At 73.7% G+C, this 17,909-nt stretch carries 17 protein-coding genes and 1 riboswitch; of the genes, 7 read left to right on the forward strand and 10 right to left on the reverse strand.

What is annotated here, in order from left to right:
- Window positions 1-35: 35 nt before the first annotated feature.
- The 3 genes from O7546_RS26295 to O7546_RS26305 form a co-directional block, all read right to left on the reverse strand.
- On the reverse strand, window positions 36-1,040 hold the full coding sequence (locus tag O7546_RS26295) for an inorganic phosphate transporter (protein WP_194801845.1): 1,005 nt from the start codon (window positions 1,038-1,040) through the stop codon (window positions 36-38).
- Between the two features lie 4 nt (window positions 1,041-1,044).
- Window positions 1,045-1,671: a DUF47 family protein gene (locus O7546_RS26300; RefSeq protein WP_013288834.1), complete on the reverse strand. Its 627-nt coding sequence runs from the start codon at window positions 1,669-1,671 to the stop codon at window positions 1,045-1,047.
- 149 nt (window positions 1,672-1,820) lie between these two features.
- On the reverse strand, window positions 1,821-2,771 hold the full coding sequence (locus tag O7546_RS26305) for a PPK2 family polyphosphate kinase (RefSeq protein ID WP_194801846.1): 951 nt from the start codon (window positions 2,769-2,771) through the stop codon (window positions 1,821-1,823).
- 167 nt (window positions 2,772-2,938) lie between these two features.
- Here O7546_RS26305 and sigJ point away from each other — a divergent pair, with 167 nt between their 5' ends.
- Window positions 2,939-3,892: an RNA polymerase sigma factor SigJ gene (gene sigJ, locus O7546_RS26310; protein WP_194801847.1), complete on the forward strand. Its 954-nt coding sequence runs from the start codon at window positions 2,939-2,941 to the stop codon at window positions 3,890-3,892.
- Between the two features lie 6 nt (window positions 3,893-3,898).
- Here the strand turns inward: sigJ and O7546_RS26315 are convergent, their stop codons facing one another.
- Window positions 3,899-4,405 (reverse strand): DUF402 domain-containing protein, encoded by a 507-nt coding sequence (locus O7546_RS26315; RefSeq protein WP_123110811.1) that lies wholly within the window; start codon window positions 4,403-4,405, stop codon window positions 3,899-3,901.
- Window positions 4,406-4,529: 124 nt separating this feature from the next.
- On the opposite strand from O7546_RS26315, the gene O7546_RS26320 reads away from it, so the two are divergent.
- Window positions 4,530-6,674, forward strand: coding sequence for an ATP-dependent DNA helicase (locus O7546_RS26320; protein WP_194801848.1), 2,145 nt, complete (start codon window positions 4,530-4,532; stop codon window positions 6,672-6,674).
- A 52-nt stretch (window positions 6,675-6,726) separates the two neighbouring features.
- Here the strand turns inward: O7546_RS26320 and O7546_RS26325 are convergent, their stop codons facing one another.
- Window positions 6,727-8,013 carry an AI-2E family transporter gene (locus O7546_RS26325; RefSeq protein ID WP_194802000.1) on the reverse strand — a complete coding sequence of 429 codons (1,287 nt, stop codon included), beginning with the start codon at window positions 8,011-8,013 and terminating at the stop codon, window positions 6,727-6,729.
- A 162-nt stretch (window positions 8,014-8,175) separates the two neighbouring features.
- Here O7546_RS26325 and O7546_RS26330 point away from each other — a divergent pair, with 162 nt between their 5' ends.
- Both O7546_RS26330 and O7546_RS26335 read left to right on the forward strand, forming a co-directional pair.
- A complete protein-coding gene (locus O7546_RS26330) occupies window positions 8,176-8,523 on the forward strand; it encodes a co-chaperone GroES (protein WP_013288840.1) in 348 nt (115 codons plus the stop codon).
- A gap of 97 nt (window positions 8,524-8,620) precedes the next feature.
- On the forward strand, window positions 8,621-8,788 hold the full coding sequence (locus tag O7546_RS26335; protein WP_167796936.1) for a hypothetical protein: 168 nt from the start codon (window positions 8,621-8,623) through the stop codon (window positions 8,786-8,788).
- A gap of 18 nt (window positions 8,789-8,806) precedes the next feature.
- Here O7546_RS26335 and O7546_RS26340 read toward each other — a convergent pair whose 3' ends face one another.
- Window positions 8,807-10,300 (reverse strand): PrsW family intramembrane metalloprotease, encoded by a 1,494-nt coding sequence (locus O7546_RS26340; protein WP_194802001.1) that lies wholly within the window; start codon window positions 10,298-10,300, stop codon window positions 8,807-8,809.
- Between the two features lie 23 nt (window positions 10,301-10,323).
- Window positions 10,324-10,446: riboswitch (SAM riboswitch) on the forward strand.
- 44 nt (window positions 10,447-10,490) lie between these two features.
- Between O7546_RS26340 and O7546_RS26345 the strand changes: the two genes are divergently transcribed.
- Window positions 10,491-11,762: an aminotransferase class V-fold PLP-dependent enzyme gene (locus O7546_RS26345; protein ID WP_269697730.1), complete on the forward strand. Its 1,272-nt coding sequence runs from the start codon at window positions 10,491-10,493 to the stop codon at window positions 11,760-11,762.
- Window positions 11,763-11,830: 68 nt separating this feature from the next.
- On the opposite strand, the gene O7546_RS26350 is transcribed toward O7546_RS26345, so the two are convergent.
- Entirely contained in the window at window positions 11,831-13,084 is a 1,254-nt protein-coding gene (locus tag O7546_RS26350) for an FUSC family protein (RefSeq protein WP_281600136.1), read from the reverse strand.
- 69 nt (window positions 13,085-13,153) lie between these two features.
- Between O7546_RS26350 and O7546_RS26355 the strand changes: the two genes are divergently transcribed.
- On the forward strand, window positions 13,154-13,789 hold the full coding sequence (locus O7546_RS26355; protein ID WP_281600137.1) for a metal-dependent phosphohydrolase: 636 nt from the start codon (window positions 13,154-13,156) through the stop codon (window positions 13,787-13,789).
- Here O7546_RS26355 and O7546_RS26360 read toward each other — a convergent pair.
- Window positions 13,715-14,047: a DUF4031 domain-containing protein gene (locus tag O7546_RS26360; RefSeq protein ID WP_194801852.1), complete on the reverse strand. Its 333-nt coding sequence runs from the start codon at window positions 14,045-14,047 to the stop codon at window positions 13,715-13,717. The genes O7546_RS26355 and O7546_RS26360 overlap by 75 nt on opposite strands.
- A 33-nt stretch (window positions 14,048-14,080) precedes the next feature.
- Here O7546_RS26360 and O7546_RS26365 point away from each other — a divergent pair, with 33 nt between their 5' ends.
- Complete coding sequence (locus O7546_RS26365; protein ID WP_281600138.1) at window positions 14,081-15,481, forward strand: FAD-linked oxidase C-terminal domain-containing protein; 1,401 nt, start codon at window positions 14,081-14,083, stop codon at window positions 15,479-15,481.
- Here the strand turns inward: O7546_RS26365 and O7546_RS26370 are convergent.
- Both O7546_RS26370 and O7546_RS26375 read right to left on the reverse strand, forming a co-directional pair.
- Window positions 15,478-15,981, reverse strand: a complete 504-nt coding sequence (locus tag O7546_RS26370; protein WP_194801854.1) for a hypothetical protein — start codon at window positions 15,979-15,981, stop codon at window positions 15,478-15,480. The genes O7546_RS26365 and O7546_RS26370 overlap by 4 nt on opposite strands.
- 66 nt (window positions 15,982-16,047) lie before the next feature.
- On the reverse strand, window positions 16,048-17,865 hold the full coding sequence (locus tag O7546_RS26375; protein ID WP_194802002.1) for a glycerol-3-phosphate dehydrogenase/oxidase: 1,818 nt from the start codon (window positions 17,863-17,865) through the stop codon (window positions 16,048-16,050).
- Window positions 17,866-17,909: the final 44 nt, after the last annotated feature.

Below are 17,909 nucleotides of genomic sequence, written 5' to 3' on the forward strand. Positions count from 1 at the left end.
CCGCCACGGCGGGGAACCCCTCGGCGTCAGGTCACTCAGAACAAGGGCCGGACCAGCAGGTACGCGAGGCAGGCGATCGCGGCGGCGGCCGGGAACGTGATGATCCAGGCGATCACGATGTTGCCGGCCACGTTCCAGCGCACCGCGGAGAGCCGTTTCGTCGCACCCACACCCATGATCGCCGAGGTGATCGTGTGCGTGGTGGAGATCGGCGCCTTCAGCACCAGCGCGTTGAAGTAGAGCACCGCGCTGGCCACGGTCTCGGCCGCGAAGCCCTCCGCCGGGCCGAGGTCGATGATCTTCCGGCCGAGCGTCCGGATGATCCGCCAGCCGCCCGCGTACGTGCCGGCCGCCAGCATGGCCGCGGAGGTCCAGAACACCCAGCCAGGGATGTGCGTCTTGCTCTCCTGGAAGCCGCCGGTGTAGAGCGCGAGCACGATGATGCCCATGGTCTTGGCGGCGTCCTGCATGCCGTGGCCGACCGACATGGCGGCGGCGGACGCGGTCTGCGCCCACCGGAAGCCCCGGCTGAGCTTGCCGGGCTGGCCCTTCCGGAACAGCCACATGATCGCCAGCATCATCAGGAAGCCGAGGATCAGGCCGACCACCGGCGAGAGCACCATCGGGACGAGGACCTTCTCGATGATGGTGCCCCACTGGACGATGCCGTCGGCGGCGAACAGGGTGGCGCCGACCAGGCCGCCGAAGAGGGCGTGCGAGGACGAGGACGGCAGGCCGAAGTACCAGGTGATCAGGTTCCAGATGATCGCGCCGAGCACGCCGGCGAAGACCACGCCGAGGCTCTCCACCCCGGTCGGCAGCGTCACCAGCCCGTCGCCGACCGTCTTGGCCACCCCGGCGCCGAAGTGCGCGCCGACGAAGTTGCCGACGGCGGCCAGCGCGAGCGCGATCCGGGGGGTCAGCGCCCGGGTCGAGATGCTGGTGGCGATCGCGTTGGCCGCGTCATGGAAGCCGTTCGTGTAGTCGAACGCCATGGCGACCGCGATCACCGCCAGCACGGCGATGAGTTCGGGACTCACTGGATCAGGACTCCTTGACCGCGATGGTCTCGACGGTGTTGGCGACGTGCTCGAAGGCGTCGCAGGCGGCCTCCAGCTCGTCGGCCACCTCCTTCATCTTCAGCACCGTGAGCGCGTCGTACTCACCGGAGAAGAGGCGTACCAGCAGCATCCGGTACGCCTGGTCGCCGTCGTTCTCGAGCCGGTTGCACTCGATCCAGTAGTCCTCGAGATCCTTCATCGACTTCAGCCGGGGCATCGCCTCGGCGGTGAGCTTGGCCTGCAGGTCGAGCACGTTGACCAGCTCGTGCAGCTCGCGCGGAAGCGACGGGAGCTTGGTCAGGCCGTACAGGTAGAGCAGGTTGCCGACCGCCTCCAGGTGGTCCATCACGTCGTCGAGCAGCGAGCCCAGCCGGTAGATGTCCTCCCGGTCGAACGGCGTGATGAACGTGGAGTTGATCTTCTTGTACAGCTCGTGCGTGATCTGGTCGCTGTCGTGCTCGATGTCGGTCAGCCGCTCGCTGATCGACTGCACGTCGGCACCGGGCAGACCCAGCTCGTTGAGCAGTTCGGTCCCCTTCACCAGGTTCTGCGCGGCCCTGGTGAAGAGCTCGTAGAAGGCGCCCTCGGTGGGACGGAAGGAAAACTTCACAGCACGGACCTCGTCGTGTCGGTGGAAGGGTGGCCGTCGCCCCCCGGGCGTCTGCTCTGCGCATGCTAGGGACCGCGCCGAACCCACTTTCGATCGGCCCACCCCTGGTCAGGCCCGATTCACCGCTCGTTCACCTTCCGTTCATCTGGTCACCCGCCGAGTTGGTTCCGTAACCGGTCACGCTCCCGTTCGACGTCGAAATCGGCAGGCGGATACCCCAGATCCAACCCGTCGAACGTCTCCCGCAGCAGGTGGGCGACCGCCCAGTCGCGGTACCACTTGCGGTCCGCCGGCACCACGAACCAGGGCGCGGCGTCCGTGCCACAACGCTGGAGAGCCTCGGCGTACGCGTCCTGGTAGTCGCCCCAGCGTGCCCGGGTGTCCAGGTCGCTGGGATTGAACTTCCAGAACTTCGCCGGGTCGGTGAGCCGCTCCATCAGCCGCTCGCCCTGCTCGGCGTACGAGATGTGCAGCATGACCTTCACCACTGTGACCGCCTGCTCGGTCAGCTCCCGCTCGAAGTCGTTGATGATCGCGTACCGGGACCGCCAGGTCGCCTCGTCGACCAGCCCTTCGACCCGGGCGATGAGCACGTCCTCGTAGTGGGAGCGGTTGAACACGCCCACGTACCCGGGTGGCGGCAGCGCCCGGCGTACCCGCCACAGGAAGTCGTGCCGCAACTCCTCCTCGGTCGGCGGCCCGAACGAGCGGATGTGCAGCCCGAGCGGGTTCATCGCGCCCGCCACCCGCTTCACAGTGCCGTCCTTGCCGCCGCAGTCCATCGCCTGGAGAACCAGCAGCACCCGGCGCGGCCGGTCGCCGTCCAGCCCGGCGTCCGCCTGCGCCGGAGCGCTGGTGGCGCTGCCCGGTCCGGCGGCGCCCTGCGCCGAGGCGTACAGCATCTCCTGCTGCCGCCCGAGTTCCGCGCCGATCAGCTCGACCTGGGCCCGCGCCCACTCCTTGCGCGCCGGTCCGCGTCCGGCCGCCACCGGCAGCCCCGGCGTCGACCGGGGATCGACAGCCGCCAGATCCACAGTCCCCGGCGGAACCCGGAGCAGTTCCCGCATGGGCCCACCGACGGGCCGCACCACCTCACTCATCCCCCGATCCTCACCCCCGGAGCCGCTCCCCGCCCGCCTCGTCCCGCCGATCTTGCGGTTGCGGCCCCCGGTACGCCCGGAAAGCACCTTTTGCCGGGGCGGCAAGTGCAAGATCAACGAGGGTGGGTGGGGTGCCGTGGCGAGGGGTGGGGCGGGAGAATGTCTGGGTGGACGAGCTTGCGGGGGAGTTCGAGGCGGAACGAGGGCGTCTCCTGGCTGTGGCGCAGCGGATGCTTGGCAGCCGCAGCGAGGCCGAGGACGCGGTGCAGGAGACCTGGCTGCGCTTCTCCGGCGCGCTGAGCGACCCGGAGGAGCGCGCCCGCGTACGCGATCTGCGCGGCTGGCTCATCACCACCTGCTCCCGGATCTGCCTGGACGTGCTCCGCTCCGCCCGGGTGCGCCGGGAGGCGTACCCCGGTCAGTGGCTCCCCGAGCCGATGGTGACAGCGGTGCCGGCGGCGGACGGATTCGCGCCCGACCCGGCCGAGCGGGCGATACGCGCCGACCAGCTCGGCACCGCGCTGCTGGTGGTGCTGGAACGGCTCACGCCGGAGCAGCGGGTGGCGTTCGTGCTGCACGACGTGTTCGCGGTGCCGTTCTCCGGCGTGGCGGACGTGCTCGCGGTGACGCCGGAGGCCGCACGTCAGCTGGCGTCGCGCGCCCGGCGCGCGGTGCACGGGCCGGACGCGCCCCGGCACAGCGCCGACCTCGCCGAACAGCGGCGGGTGCTCGCCGCGTTCGCCGCTGCGGTGGAGTCCGGTGAGCTGGAGCAGCTGGTCCGCGTACTCGCCCCGGACGTCGTGTCGATCGGCGACGCCGGCGGTCACTTCCCGGCCGGACGCCGGCCGGTGGTCGGCGTCGACTCGGTCGCCCGCCTGCTCCTCGGCCTCTACGGCCAGGCCCGGCAGCGGGGTGGCCTGCGCGGACGCCCGGTGCTGGTGGACGGCACGCTGGGATGGCAGACGGAGTTCTTCCACCGGGACGGGCGAACCATCCGGATGGTCACCTCGTTCGCGGTCCACGAGGGGCGGGTCACCGGCGTGTTCAACCAGCTCAACCCGGCCAAGGTGAGCGACCTGCCGCCGCTGGGGCCGGACGCCGTCTGGCCGCCGCGCTGGTGAGGCGGCTCAGACCACCAGTGCGAGCCACTTCCGGTACGACGTGGCGAACGGCTCGGTGCCGTCGCCGAGCGCGCCGAGCAGCCAGCGGGACGCGGCCTCGGCCTCGGTGACCACGTCCTCCGGGTAGCCCCAGCGGGCCCGGTGCACGGCGAACTCGTCCTCGTCGCGCAGCTCGACCAGGCCGGTCTCGCGGCGGCGCACCACGTCCAGGTCGAGGTCGATCAGGTGGACCGTCTCCTCGCCCTCCCAGCGGGCCGGGGTGGCGATGTCGCAGTAGACCTCACTGGTGCGCGGCGGCGGGTTGAACATACCGGTCCACCAGCCGTGGTGCGGCACCAGCAGGACGAACGGGATCCGCTCGACCGACGGGCGACCGTGGTAGACGGACTCGGTGCCGGCGGGCACGCCGAGCCAGACACCGAGATCGTCCTCGGCGAGCCGGCGGGCCGGGTAGTCGCGGTGTGCGCTGCCGTCGTACTTGCGGTAGATCACGCGGACCACATCGCTCGGCATGCCTGGCACCCTAACCGATTCCGGCCACGCCACGCGATCGGGAGGTAACCGGACGCGACCCGCCGTCCCGCCACGCCGTCGGAGCGGCCGGACCCCCGTCGGTGCCGGCGGGTACGGTCGCACGGTGACCCCGTCCCGCACCGCCACCGGCCCGGCCGTCCCGAAGAAGCGCCGCAAGGGCCGCGCCGGTGCCGGGGAGTTGCTGACCGCCGCGGTGGGCGCGGTTCCGGGCGGCGCGGCCCGGCCGGGTCAGCAGCAGATGGCCGAGGCGATCGAGCGCAGCATCGCCTCCGGCGAGCATCTGCTGGTGCAGGCCGGCACCGGCACCGGCAAGTCCCTGGCGTACCTCGCTCCGGCGCTGACAGTGGACGGGCCGGTGGTGGTCTCCACCGCCACGCTGGCGTTGCAGTCCCAGCTCGTCGAGCACGACCTGCCGAGGCTGGCCGACGCGGTCGAGCCGGTGCTGGGCCGCCGTCCCACCTTCGCCGTGCTGAAGGGGCGTCACCACTATCTCTGCCTGGCCCGGCTGGACAGCTCGGTCGAGGACGAGCCGGACGACGCGCTGTTCGACGCGCCGCGTGCCGGCAACAGCGGCGGCACCAAGTGGCTCGGCGAGGCGGGCCGCCTGGGCAAGCAGGTGCAGCGGCTGCGCGACTGGGCCGAGGAGACCGCCACCGGCGACCGCGACGAGCTGGACCCGGGCGTGGACGACCAGGTCTGGCGCAGCGTCTCCATGCCGGCCCGGGAGTGCGTGGGCGCGAGCCGCTGCCCGTTCGGGCAGGAGTGCTTCGCGGAGGCGTCCCGGGCGCGCGCCCGCGAGGCCGACATCGTGGTCACCAACCACAGCCTGCTCGCCGTCGACATGCTCGCCGGACGGCACATCGTGCCACCGCACAAGCTGCTCGTGGTGGACGAGGCGCACGAGCTGGCCGACCGGGTCTCGTCGGCCGCCCAGGCGGAGCTGGTGCCGGAGCTGATCGACAGGTCCACCCGGCGGGCCCGGCCGCTGCTGCGCCCCGACGTGGCCGAACGGCTCACCGAGGCGGGTGACGCGCTCGCCGTGGGGCTGGCCGAGGCGCCGGCCGGGCGGCTCACCGCCGGTCTGCCGCCCGCGCTGCGCGAGGCGTGCACGCTGCTGGACTCGGCGACCCGGGCCGCGCTGGAGGGGATCGGCGACGTGAAGGCCGACGACCCCGATCCGGTACGCAAACAGCAGGCCAAGGCCGTGCTGGACGAGCTGTCCACCACCGCCCAGCGGCTGCTGGAGGAGGCCGACCACGACGTCGCCTGGGTCGAGAAGCCGGACAACGGCAGCCGCCGCGCGCTCGTCGTGGCGCCGCTGTCGGTGGCGGGCACGCTCGCCACCCACCTGTACGACGAGCGCACGGTGGTCGCCACCTCGGCCACGCTGGCGCTGGGCGGCCGCTTCGACACAGTGGCCCGGGCGCTGGGGCTGGACGCGCCGCCGCCCGCCCCGCCGTCACCGGCCGCCGCCGCGATCGCCACCGCTGCCGCCGCGGGCCGTTCCCCGGTCACGCCGGTGGCCGCCGCCGAGGGCAGCCGCGCGTCGGTCGGCACCGTACCGGCGACCGAAGGGCCGGGCTGGAGTTCGCTCGACGTCGGCTCGCCGTTCGACTACGCCCGGCAGGGCATCCTGTACGTCGCCGCGCACCTTCCCCGCCCCAGCGTCTCCGGGTTGCCCGGACCGGCCGGTGAGGAGTTGCTGGCGCTGGTCGAGGCGCTCGGTGGTCGTACCCTCGGGCTCTTCTCGTCGCGACGGGCCGCGCAGCAGGCGGCGGAGCTGGTCCGCGCGCGGACCGACCTGCCCGTACTGCTCCAGGGCGAGGAGGCGCTGCCGCTGCTTGTGCGCCGGTTCCGTGAGGTGCGGGAGAGCTGCCTGTTCGGGGTGATGTCGCTCTGGCAGGGGGTGGACGTGCCGGGCGACGCCTGTCAGCTCGTGGTGATCGACAGGTTGCCGTTCCCCCGCCCGGACGAGCCGCTCGCGGCGGCGCGCGCGGCGGCGGTGGACGCCGGTGGCGGCTCGGGTTTCGCGGCGGTGAGCGTTCCGATCGCCGCGGTCCGGCTGGCCCAGGGTGTCGGCCGGCTGATCCGGGCCACCGGTGACCGGGGCGTGGTGGCGGTGCTCGACTCGCGGCTGGAGACGGCCCGCGGATACGGCCCGTTCCTGCGCCGCTCGCTGCCGCCGTTCTGGTACACCACCCGGCCCGAGGTGGCCCGGGGCGCGCTGGAACGGCTCGCCAAGAGCTGACGCCCGCGCCTCCCCGGGCGGGGTGACGCGGGCGTCGGCGAGTGTTTCCCGGTCAGGGCGCCTGGGAGGCGACCACCACCGCGTCCGGCGGGGTGTCCGGCACGGTACGCGCGGCGAGCCGGCGCACCGCGGTGTTGAGGACGGCGATCAGCGGTACCGCGACCAGCGCGCCGGCGATGCCGGCGAGCACCACGCCGGCGGCGATGCCGATGATCACGGCGAGCGGGTGGATGGCCACCGCGCGCCCCATGATCAGCGGCTGGAGCACGTGGCCCTCGACCTGCTGCACGCCGACCACCACGCCGAGGATGATCAGGGCGGTCACCGGGCCGCTGTCGACGAGCGCGACCAGCACGGCCACCACTCCGGACAGGAACGCGCCGACGATCGGGATGAACGCGCCCAGGAAGACCAGCGCGGCCAGCGGGAACGCGAACGGGATGTCGAACAGCACCAGGAAGATGCCGATGCCGACCGCGTCGATGAAGGCGACGAGCACCGTGGCCCGCACGTACGCGCCGAGCGTCGCCCACGAAGCGCGACCGGCGTCGTCGACCTTCCAGCGGGCCGCGACCGGCAGCAGCCGGACCAGGAACCGCCAGATCGAATTACCGTCACGCAGGAAGAAGAACGTGGCGAACAGCACGAGCACGGTGCCGGTGAGCACCTCGGCGAGCGTGGCGGCGGTGCTGAGCGCACCGCTGGTGAACCGCTCGGTGTTGCCGTTGATCCAGTTCTGCGCCTCGTTGATGTAGCGGTCGAGCTGGCTGTCGGACAGGTGCAGCGGGCCGGTCTTGAACCAGTCCTGGATCTGCCGAACGCCCTGCGAGGACTTCTCGCTCAGCTCCGGTACGCCCTTGATGAACTCGTTGACCACCAGCGTCAGCGTCCCCACCACGGCGGCCAGGCCGCCGACGAGCACCACACCGGTGGCCAGGGAGCGCGGCAGGCGGGCCCGGAGCAGCCAGCCGACCGCCGGGGCGAGCAGCGCGGAGAGCAGCAGCGCCACGGTCAGCGGGATGATCACGATGCTGATCGTGCCGACGATCTTGAGCAGGGCCCAGGTGACGATGCCGATCACGATCAGCCGCCAGCACCACGCGGCGGCGATCCGCAGCGCGTGCGGCACCTCGGTGTCGTCCCGGCTCACAGTCGAGGAGTGCAACGCCGCCGGCGGCTCGACGCCCACCACTGTCGCCTCCGGAGAGGCGGCCGGGCCCGGGGAGGCGGGCGAGGCCACGCCCCCGTCCGCCGCCTCCGCGGCGGCTGCCCGCCGGGTCCGGGCGGCTTCGCGGCCCGACTCGTACGCACGGCGGAGCCGTCCGCGCATCCGCTCCATGCGGCTCAAGCGCACCTCCGGCAAATCGGCCCCACCGGGTCACAGGGGGCACAGGATACGTCCGTACGCCCCACCCTAGGGCGACTCGGCCACACATTGCCCTCCCGGCGCTCTCACCAACCGCGCCGGAATCGACAGACGGCCACGCGGTAGCGTCTTCGCGTGACCGCCGACCAGAGTCTCGACGCCGGGCTGCCGATCCGCCTGCTGCACGACCGCGTGCTGGTGCGTACCGAGGGTGCGGAGGGGGAACGCCGCTCCACCGCAGGCATCGTGATCCCCGCGACGGCAGCCGTGGGCAAGCGGCTGGCCTGGGCCACAGCGGTCGGCGTCGGGCCGAACGTCCGCGCGATAGTGGCCGGCGACCGGGTGCTGTTCGACCCGGACGACCGCTCCGAGGTCGAGTTGCACGGGCGGGCGTACGTGCTGCTGCGCGAGCGGGACGTGCACGCCGTGGCGGCCGAGCGGGTGGAGAGCACCGCCGCCGGCTCCACCGGTCTGTACCTGTAGTCCTCCCCTCCGCCGCCGCTCGCTGCGCGGCGGTGCCGTTTGCGGCGCTGCCCGGCGGGAAGCCCAGGCACCTCAGCGCGCCCTGGGGAGGGACACCATGCCGGTAGTGATCAAGAAGATCCTCGCCTGGGGATTCCTCGCGTTCCTGATCTACTTCATGGCGTTCCGACCGGACGGTGCGGCGCAGGTGTTCAAGGGCATCGGGGCCGCGCTGATGGCCATCGCCCAGGGGCTCGGCGACTTCCTCACCGGCCTGATGAGCTGACCGGCCCCGGATCGGCTCTCAGCGCCCCGGGTGCCAGGGCGCGCCCGGGTGGTGCCAGCCGCCCGGGCCGTGACCGCTCGGGCCGTAGCCGCTCGGCGGGAAGGCGGGCGGCGGGGCCAGCACCACCGGGATCGGCACCACCGGGTCGTCCGGCGCCTCCACCGGGCGCTGCGAACCGTCCGGGAACCGCAGGTGGTAGCGCTGACCGTCCCAGACCCCGACCGGCGCCTGCGGGTCACGACCGACGAAGAACGACCGGTACGCGGTGATCGCGTCCAGCAACTCCCGTTCCTCCCGTGCCGTCCGCTCCCGCTCGGCGGGCTTGTGATCGAGTCCCCGGCGCATCCCGTCACGCAGCAGCGCCAGCCGGGTCGCGGCGAACTGGTAGCCGCGCATCGCGCGTACCCCGCCCTCACCGGCGACCCGCCGGGCCCAGGTACGCGCCGCGTGCCGCCGGCCCAGGCTCCCCAGCGCCGCCACCTCGGGCGGGGTGAGCCAGCCCGCGCGTACGTAGTCGGGCAACGTGCGCTCGGTGAGCCGGCCCTCCCAGGCGCGCAGCCAGATCGCCAGCCCCACCATCGCGAAGAAGATCGGCATCATCAGGCCGATGAAGCCGTAGAGCGCGATCACCGGCTGCCCGATGGCCTGGGCCAGCGTCGGCAGCAGGTTCCAGGTGCCGTGCAGGATCATCGCCACGAGCAGCCCGGCGAGCGGCGCGAGCACCCGTACCCGGCGGTCGGCGGTACGCGCCGCGATACCGAGCCCGACGCCGGTCATCGAGGTGAACAGCGGGTGGGCGAAGCCGAACAGCAGGATCCGGCCGATGAACAGCGCGATCACCAGCTGCGTGCCGGTGGCCGGGCCGTACTGCTCCACGCCGGTGCGGTAGCCGTAGCCGCCCAGGTAGAGGATGTTCTCCACCATCGCGAAGCCGACCGCGGAGAGCCCGCAGTAGACCAGGCCGTCGGTGATTCCGGAGAACTCGCGGCGCCGGAAGATCAGCAGCAGGAGCGGGCCGGCCGCCTTGGTCAGCTCCTCGATGAACGGGGCGACGAGCACCGCGGTGAGCGCGGCGGGCAGCCCCAGGTCGTCGAAGATCTGCGCGCCGGTCTGGTTGACCTTCAGCGAGATGGCGGTGGAGACGAAGGCACCCCAGGCGAAGCAGAAGACGAGATAGGGCAGCGGCTCGGGCTCGTAGCGGTCGAGCCACAGGAGGCAGGCGACCAGCACCGGCACCGGCAGGACCGCCGCGACGGCGCCCACCAGGAGCGCCTCCGCGCCCAGGCTCTCACTCAGCTTGTAGACCATGTAGAGCGCGCCGGCCGCGATCAGCAGCACCACCCCGGCCAGCACCGACGCCCGTCGCCAGTCGAACCGGCGCGACGGCATCCCGGGCGTCGGTGCCCCCGCGGGCGGTGCGGTGGGCGCGTGCGGTGGCGGCGGTGCTGCGCCGGGCGGGGTGTCGGCCATGCGGTCAGCGTAGTCACCCGCGACCCACTGGTCCGGTCGCATCGTCACGGCTATGCTCCCGAACAGGTCACGAGCGCCAGCGTCAAGCCCCGGCTTGCTGGCCGGCAACCCTCGTCGAGGTTCGCGGTGGGGTGCCCCGGGTGATGACCGGGCCCGGTGCCGCTCCGCGCGCCGGGCAAGCGCGGACCCCGTCCCGGCACGCCTGGGGTCCCTGTGACCCGGAGGCTCCGGCATGACCGTCACCCTCGTACCCTCACTGCCCGTGCTGCCCGCGCCGGTCCGGCCCGACCCGCTCGACGTGCTCGGCGTACCGGGGGAGATCAACCTGGACCACGCCGCCAGCGCGCCGTGCGCGCGGGCCGCGGCCGACGCGGTGGCCGGGCTTCTTCCCTGGTACGCGAGTGTGCACCGGGGCGCCGGCGCGCTGTCGCGGCGCTGCACGCTGGCATACGAGCGGGCCCGGCAGACGGTGGGCGACTTCCTCGGCGCCCGCCCCGGCGACCACGTGATCTTCACCCGGAACACCACCGACGCGCTGAACCTGCTGGCCCGGGCGCTGCCCGCCGGCACCACAGTGATCACGTTCGGCGGCGAGCACCACGCCAACCTGCTGCCCTGGCCGCGCGGCTCGGTACGGCTGCCGGTGCCGGACAGCCCGGCCGGCGCGGTCCGGTCCCTCGCGGCGGCGCTCGGCGAACTGGCCCGCGACGCCCGGCCCGGCCTGCCGGTGCTGGTGGCGGTCACCGGCGCCGGCAACGTCACCGGCGAGTGCTGGCCGGTCGCCGAACTGGCCCGGGTGGCGCACCGGTACGGCGCCCGCATCCTGGTCGACGCCGCGCAGCTCGCCCCGCACGCCCCGGTCGACCTGACCGCGCTGGATGTGGACTACGTGGCCGTGTCCGGGCACAAGCTGTACGCCCCGTTCGGCGCGGGCGTGCTCGCCGGGCGGGCGGACTGGCTGGACGCGGCCCCGCCGTACCTGGCCGGCGGCGGCGCCACCAGCCACGTCGGCGCGGCGACGCACGAGGTGCGCTGGACGACCGGCCCGGCCCGGCACGAGGCCGGTACCCCGAACCTGCTCGGCGCGGTGGCGCTCGCCGCGGTCTGCGAGGCGCTCGGCGCGGCCGACCGGGACGCGCTGCACGCCCGGGAACAGGCGCTGCTGGCCCGGCTGCGTACCGGCCTGGCCGCGCTGCCGGACGTGGTGGAGCTGCGCATGTTCTCCTCCGAAGCGCCCCGGGTGGGCATCGTCAGCTTCGTGGTCGCCGGGCGGGACTCCGCCGAGGTGGCCGCCCACCTGGCGAGCCGGCACCGGATCGGGGTACGCGACGGCCTGTTCTGCGCCCACCCGCTGACCCGGCGCCTGCTGGCCGAGGCCGCCGCCCGTACCGGCCGCACCGACCTGCCCCCCACAGCCCTGCGCGCCAGCCTGGGCCTGGGCACCACAGAGCCGGAGGTGGACACCCTCCTGACGGCCCTATCCGCCCGACGGGGACGATCATGAAGTTGGCGGCCGCAGAAAGCGCTTCCCCGCCAGCCAACCTCATGATCAACGGGGCCTACCGGGGTGGGTCAGCCGACGGGTGGGGCTGTGGGTGGGTGGGCGGCGGGGTTCCGGGCGGCGGGTTCGCCCTGGCGGTTCTCGCCGAACGCCTGCCGGACCAGCCGGTTCGCCTCCTCCTGCTCGACCCCGGAGGCCACCATCAGGTCGCTCGCCGTGGTACGCACCTGCGCGATCACCACGCTGCCGGAGAAGCCGACCCCCTCGGCGTACGCCCGGCCGGCCTCGCTCACCGCGCGCAGCGACCGTTCGCGGGCCTCCTGCGGCTCCTGCCCGGCGGCGAACTCCTGGCGGAGCAGGCGCACCGACTCGGCCAGGTGACCGATCGCGTCCGGCATCGGCTCGGGGGCCGGTTCGTCGTCCTCGATCATGGTGACCGCGCGGCGGATCAGCGTGCCGGTGTTGCGCATGGCCCGGTCGATCGGGTCGGCCGCCTCCGCGTAGTGGGTCAGCTCGCTGCGCCGGTGCCAGCGGGCCGGGGAGAGCGTGCTGGTCTCCTTGGCGCCCTCGATCGCCTCGGAGAGCGCGGCCAGTTCCTCCTTGTTCTCCCGCAGCCGGAACAGCGCCTGCTGGGCGGCGTCCCGGTCCCGGTTGCGCACCGCGTCGGCGCAGGCGTCGAGCTGGCCGGCGAGCAGGTCCAGCGCGGGCCGGGCGGCCCGGTTGATCACCCGTAGCGGGTTGAGCGGCAGCAGGATGGCGGTGACCAGCAGCGCGATGCCGCCGCCGAGCAACGCGTCGATGAACCGGGGGAACTCCAGGTTCTCGGTGGACGGGCTGAGCGTCACGATCAGCACCGCGGTGGCCGCGGCCTGGATCACGATGGCGACACTCGCCCCGGCGAAGATGCTCAGCAGGATCGCCGAGGTCACCACGAGCGCGAGCTGCCAGGCGCCGGTGCCGACGAAATAGATGAGCGCGTCGCCGACGAGCACGCCGACCGCCACCCCGGCGATCAGCTCGACCGTACGCCGGAACCGCTGCCCGACCGAGGCGGCGAGCGTGCCGACAGCGGAGATCGGGGCGAAGACCGGCTGCGGGTTCTTCAGCAGCCGGTGCGAGATCAGATAGGCCAGACCGGCCGCGAGGCCGGCCTGCACGGCGAGGCCGAACGCGGTACGGACCCGGTGCAGCCGGTCGTGCAGCGTCGCCTTGCCCCGGTGCCGCAGTTCCTCCATCGCGGAGGCGATCCGCTGCCCGTCCCGGTCCGCCAGCCCTTCGCGCAGCTTGCCACGACGCAGGAACTGCAGTCGTCCGTCCCGGGCCATGGCCGGTACTACCCGTACCGCTCCGGCTGAATCCCTCCGACCGGGCCGGAGTGGGGCAGACTGCACCCGATGGACGACCTGACGGCACGCTGGCGGGACACGGCACGGGCGGCGGGCGCGACCGATCCGGCGGCTGTCGACCGGGCCGGTGCCCGGCTGCTGGCGGGCTGGCGGGAGCCGCACCGGCGCTACCACGACGAGGCGCACCTGCGGGCGGTGCTCGACGTGGTCGACGCGTACGCCGGTCTGGCCCGCGACCCGGACCTGGTCCGGCTGGCGGCGTGGTGCCACGACGCCGTCTACGACCCGCGCGCGGCGGGCGATGCCAACGAGCGGGCCAGCGCCGACCTGGCCGGGGAACTGCTGGCCGCCGCCGGGCTCCCGGCCGCGACGGTGACCGGGGTACGCCGCCTGGTGCTGCTCACCGCCGGCCACGCGGTCGGGCCGGACGACCCGGACGGCGCGCTGCTGTGCGACGCGGACCTGGCGGTGCTCGCCGCCCCGGCGGAGCGCTACGACAGGTATGCCGCCGCGATCCGCGCCGAGTACGCGCACGTGCCCGATCCGGACTTCCGCACCGGCCGGGCCGCGGTGCTGCGGCACCTGCTCGACCTGCCGGCGCTGTACCGCCTACCCGAGCCGTACGCCCGCTGGGAGGACCGGGCCCGGGCCAACCTGTCCCGGGAGCTGGCCGCGCTCGCCTGAGACGCGGTGCTTGGGGCGGCGCAGACCGGCGTCCCGCAGCAGGCGGACGATCTCCCGCGAGGGCACGACGGTGGCGCCCAGCCAGACCGCTGTCCGGAACCGCTCGGCGGGCACGTCGTAGTGGTCCCTGTCGAAGCCGCGCCGGGGCGCGCCGAGCATCTCGGCGAACGCGTGCAGCTCGGCGTAGGAGACGTCGCTGATCAGGTGCGACCAGAGCCGGCCGCGCCAGGGCACGGCGGGCGGGTCCAGGTAGAGCACGGCAACAGACGGTACGCCGGTAGCCTTCCCGGCATGGCCGCCCATCCCCTCCTCGACGACCTGCGGGCCGCGCTCGGTGACGCCGCCGTGCTGACCGACCCGGACCTGCTGGCCGGGCACGCGCGCGACGAGGCCGACCTGTGCGACTCGGGCACCCCGCTGGCGGTGGTACGCCCCCGCGACACCGACGAGGTGGTGGCGGTGGTCCGCGCGGCCGGACGCCACGGCGTACCCGTGGTGCCGCAGGGTGCGCGGACCGGGCTGGCCGGCGCGGCGAACGCGGTCGACGGCGCGGTGGTGGTGAGCACGGTGGCGATGGACGCGGTCCGGGAGATCGACCCGGTCGGCCGGATCGCCGTGGTGCAGCCGGGCGTGGTGAACGCGGCGCTGGCCCGCGCGGTACGGGAGCACGGCCTCTGGTATCCGCCGGACCCCGGCTCGTGGGAGTCGTCCACCATCGGCGGCAACGTGGCCACGAACGCCGGTGGCATGTGCTGCGTGAAGTACGGCGTGACCAGCGAGTACGTGCTGGGCCTGGAGGTGGTGCTCGCCTCCGGCGAGGTGCTGCGCACCGGGCGGCGTACCGCCAAGGGAGTCGCCGGGTACGACCTGACCCGCCTGTTCGTGGGCTCGGAGGGCACGCTCGGCGTGATCACCGAGGTGACCGTGGCGTTGCGTCCGGCTCCGGAGGAGTCACTGACCCTGGTCGCGGTCTTCCCCACGGTGGCGACGGCAGGCGGTGCGGTCGCCGGGATCGCCGAGCGCGGGCTCACGCCGAGCCTGCTGGAACTGCTGGACCGGACGCATCTGCTGGCTATCGAGGCGTACCGGCCGATGGGTCTGCGCACCGATGCCGAGGCGCTGCTGCTCGCGGCGGTGGACACCGGCGCGCGGGCCGCCGACGACCTGGCCCGGCTCGCCGAGGTGTGCACCGCGGCGGGCGCCGACGAGGTCTACGCGGCCACCGACGCGGCCGAGGCCGCGGCCCTGCTCCAGGCGCGGCGGCTGGCCCACCCGGCGATGGAGCGGTTCGCCGCCGAGACGTTCCCGGGCGGCAACGGCGGCCTGGTCATCGACGACGTGGCGGTGCCGCGCGGCCGGCTGGCGGAGCTGCTCGACGGGGTGGCCCGGATCGCCGAGGCGTGCCGGGTGCCGATCGGGGTGGTCGGCCACGCCGGCGACGGCAACATGCACCCGAACATCGTTGTCGACCGGGCCGATCCGGCGAGCCTGGCCCGGGGACGGCAGGCCTTCGACGAGATCATGCGGCTGGGGCTGGACCTGGGCGGCACCTGCACCGGGGAGCACGGCGTCGGGCTGCTGAAGCGGGACTGGCTGGCCCGCGAGATCGGCCCGGTGGGCGTACGCGTGCACCAGGCGATCAAGGCGGCACTGGACCCGGCCGGGCTGCTCAACCCCGGCAAGGTGTTCTAGCCCTTGTCCTCCGCGGGCGTGGCCTGGGTAACGAGCAGCAGCACGTCGTAGGCCACCTTCGGCTTCGGCTCGCCCGGGCAGTCCTGAATGGTGACGGTAAGGTCCGGCGGCACGAGCAGCGTCGAGGTCAGCACGCCGATGCAGCCCTGCTTGTAGTTGCGGGCCTGGTCGGTCTCCTTCGCGATCGCCGGGTCCGCGAGCATCCGCTGGAGCCGCCGCTTCTGGTCCGGGCTCAGCGTGCCGGTGGCGTCCACGCCGTCACCGGCGCAGTCGCGGCACTGCCAGCGGCCGGACGGGTCCACGTCGAGGTTGCGGACCGGGCCGTCACCGAGCCGCTGCACCAGAGAGACGCGCCTGCCGTCCGGTGTCGGACTGGCCGCGCCGACCGCCCCGGGTGTGGTGGCGCCCTCGGCCCGGCCGAAGGAGCAGCCGGTCAGAGCGGTTGCCAGCAGCACAACAGCGGACAGGGCGGGGACGCGCAACCAGGATGGGCGAACCACGCGGGGAAACCTACACTTCCGTAGGTAGCGCGCACCAGCGGCCGAGCGGCCCGGGTCGGGGATCCCCTACCTGGGGGAGGCCGGAAGTTCAACGCCCGGGCCGTCGGTCCCACGGTCTGCCGCGAATCCGCGCACATCGGGCGCGCCGAGGCGGGCCGCGTCTGCCGCGATGTCGTCCGGCATGAGCTGCGACTCCCGCTCGGCCAGCACCCGCGCCCGGTAGTGGGCGACCTCCCGGTCCCGGGTCGCCGCGTCCCAGCCGAGCACCGCACCCATCAGCTCGGCGGCGTGCTCCGCCGACTCCAGGCCGCGGTGGCTGGTCTCGATCGAGATCCGGGTACGCCGGGTGAGCACGTCCTCCAGGTGCAGTGCGCCCTCGGCGCGGGCGGCGTACGTCACCTCGGCGGCGAGGTATTCCGGCGCGCCCGCCAGCGGCGAGCCGAGCAGCGGATCGGCGTCGACCAGGGCAAGCAGTTCCAGGGTGAGGCTGCCGTAGCGCTCCAGCAGGTGCTCGACCACGCCGACCGCCACCCCGTGCCGGCGGGCCAGGTCGGCCCGGTCCCGCCACATGGCGGCGTACCCGTCGGCGCCGAGCAGCGGCAGGTCGGCGGTACGCGAGGAGCGGGTCCGGCCGAGCCGGTGCATCGCGCGGTCGACCACGTCCGAGGCCATCACCCGGTAGGTGGTGTATTTCCCGCCCGCGACCAGCAGCAGGCCGAGCATCGGCTCCACCACGGCGTGCTCGCGGGACAGCTTGGAGGTGGAGTCCGCCTCGCCGGCCAGCAGCGGGCGCAGCCCGGCGTAGACGCCCTCGATGTCGGCGGTGGTCAGCGGCCGGTCCAGCACCTCGTTCACCTGCGACAACAGGTAGTCGATGTCGCTGGCGGTCGCGGCCGGGTGGGACCTGTCGAGTTGCCAGTCCGTGTCGGTGGTGCCGATGATCCAGTGCCCGCCCCAGGGGATCACGAACAGCACGCTCGTCGCGGTACGCAGGATCAGGCCGGTCTCGCCGACGATCGCCGAGCGGGGCACCACGAGGTGCACCCCCTTCGAGGCGCGGACCCGCAGCTTCGGGCGCAGCCCGACGTCGTTGAGCATCCGCGACATGTCGTCGCTCCACACGCCGGTGGCGGCGATCACGGTGCGGGCGCGTACCTCGAACTCGGCGTCCGGCGAACCGGCGGGCGCCTCCAGGTCGCGGACCCGCACGCCGGTGACCTCCCGGGCCTGCCGGGTCAGGCCGACCGCGCGGGCGCTCGTCACCACAGTCGCGCCGAGGCTCGCCGCGGTGCGCGCCAGCGTCACCACCAGGCGGGCATCGTCGACCTGGCCGTCGTAGTAGCGGATCGCGCCGGCCAGCTTGTCCGGCCGGAGGCTGGGGAAGATCCGGCGGGTGCCCTCGCGCGTGAGGTGCCGGTGCAGCGGCATGCCGCGCCCGCCGCCGAAGACCCCGGCGAACGCGTCGTACGCGGCCACGCCGAGGCCGTAGTAGGAGCGGCGGAAGAACCGCCCGGGCAGATCACGTGCGCCGCCCTCGGCGGGCAGCGGCACCAGGATCGGCACCGGCCGGACCAGGTGCGGCGCGAGCCGGGTGGCGAGCAGGCCGCGCTCGGTCAGCGCCTCGTGGACCAGGTGGAACTCCAGCTGCTCCAGGTAGCGCAGGCCGCCGTGGATCAGCTTGCTGGACCGGCTGGACGTGCCGGCGGCGTAGTCACGTGCCTCCACCAGGGCGACCTTCAGCCCTCGGGACGCGGCGTCGAGCGCGGCGCCCGCTCCGGTCACGCCACCGCCGATGACCAGCACGTCGAACCGCTCGGCCCGGAGCCGGCGCAGGTCGTCGGCGCGGCGCTCGGCGGACAGCCGGCCGGCCGTGGATCGGGACACACTCGGGTCACGCACCAGTCAACGGTAACCGTCCCGGGCGCGCG

Source organism: Micromonospora sp. WMMA1976 (assembly GCF_027497335.1).
In the GTDB taxonomy this organism is placed as follows: domain Bacteria; phylum Actinomycetota; class Actinomycetes; order Mycobacteriales; family Micromonosporaceae; genus Micromonospora; species Micromonospora aurantiaca.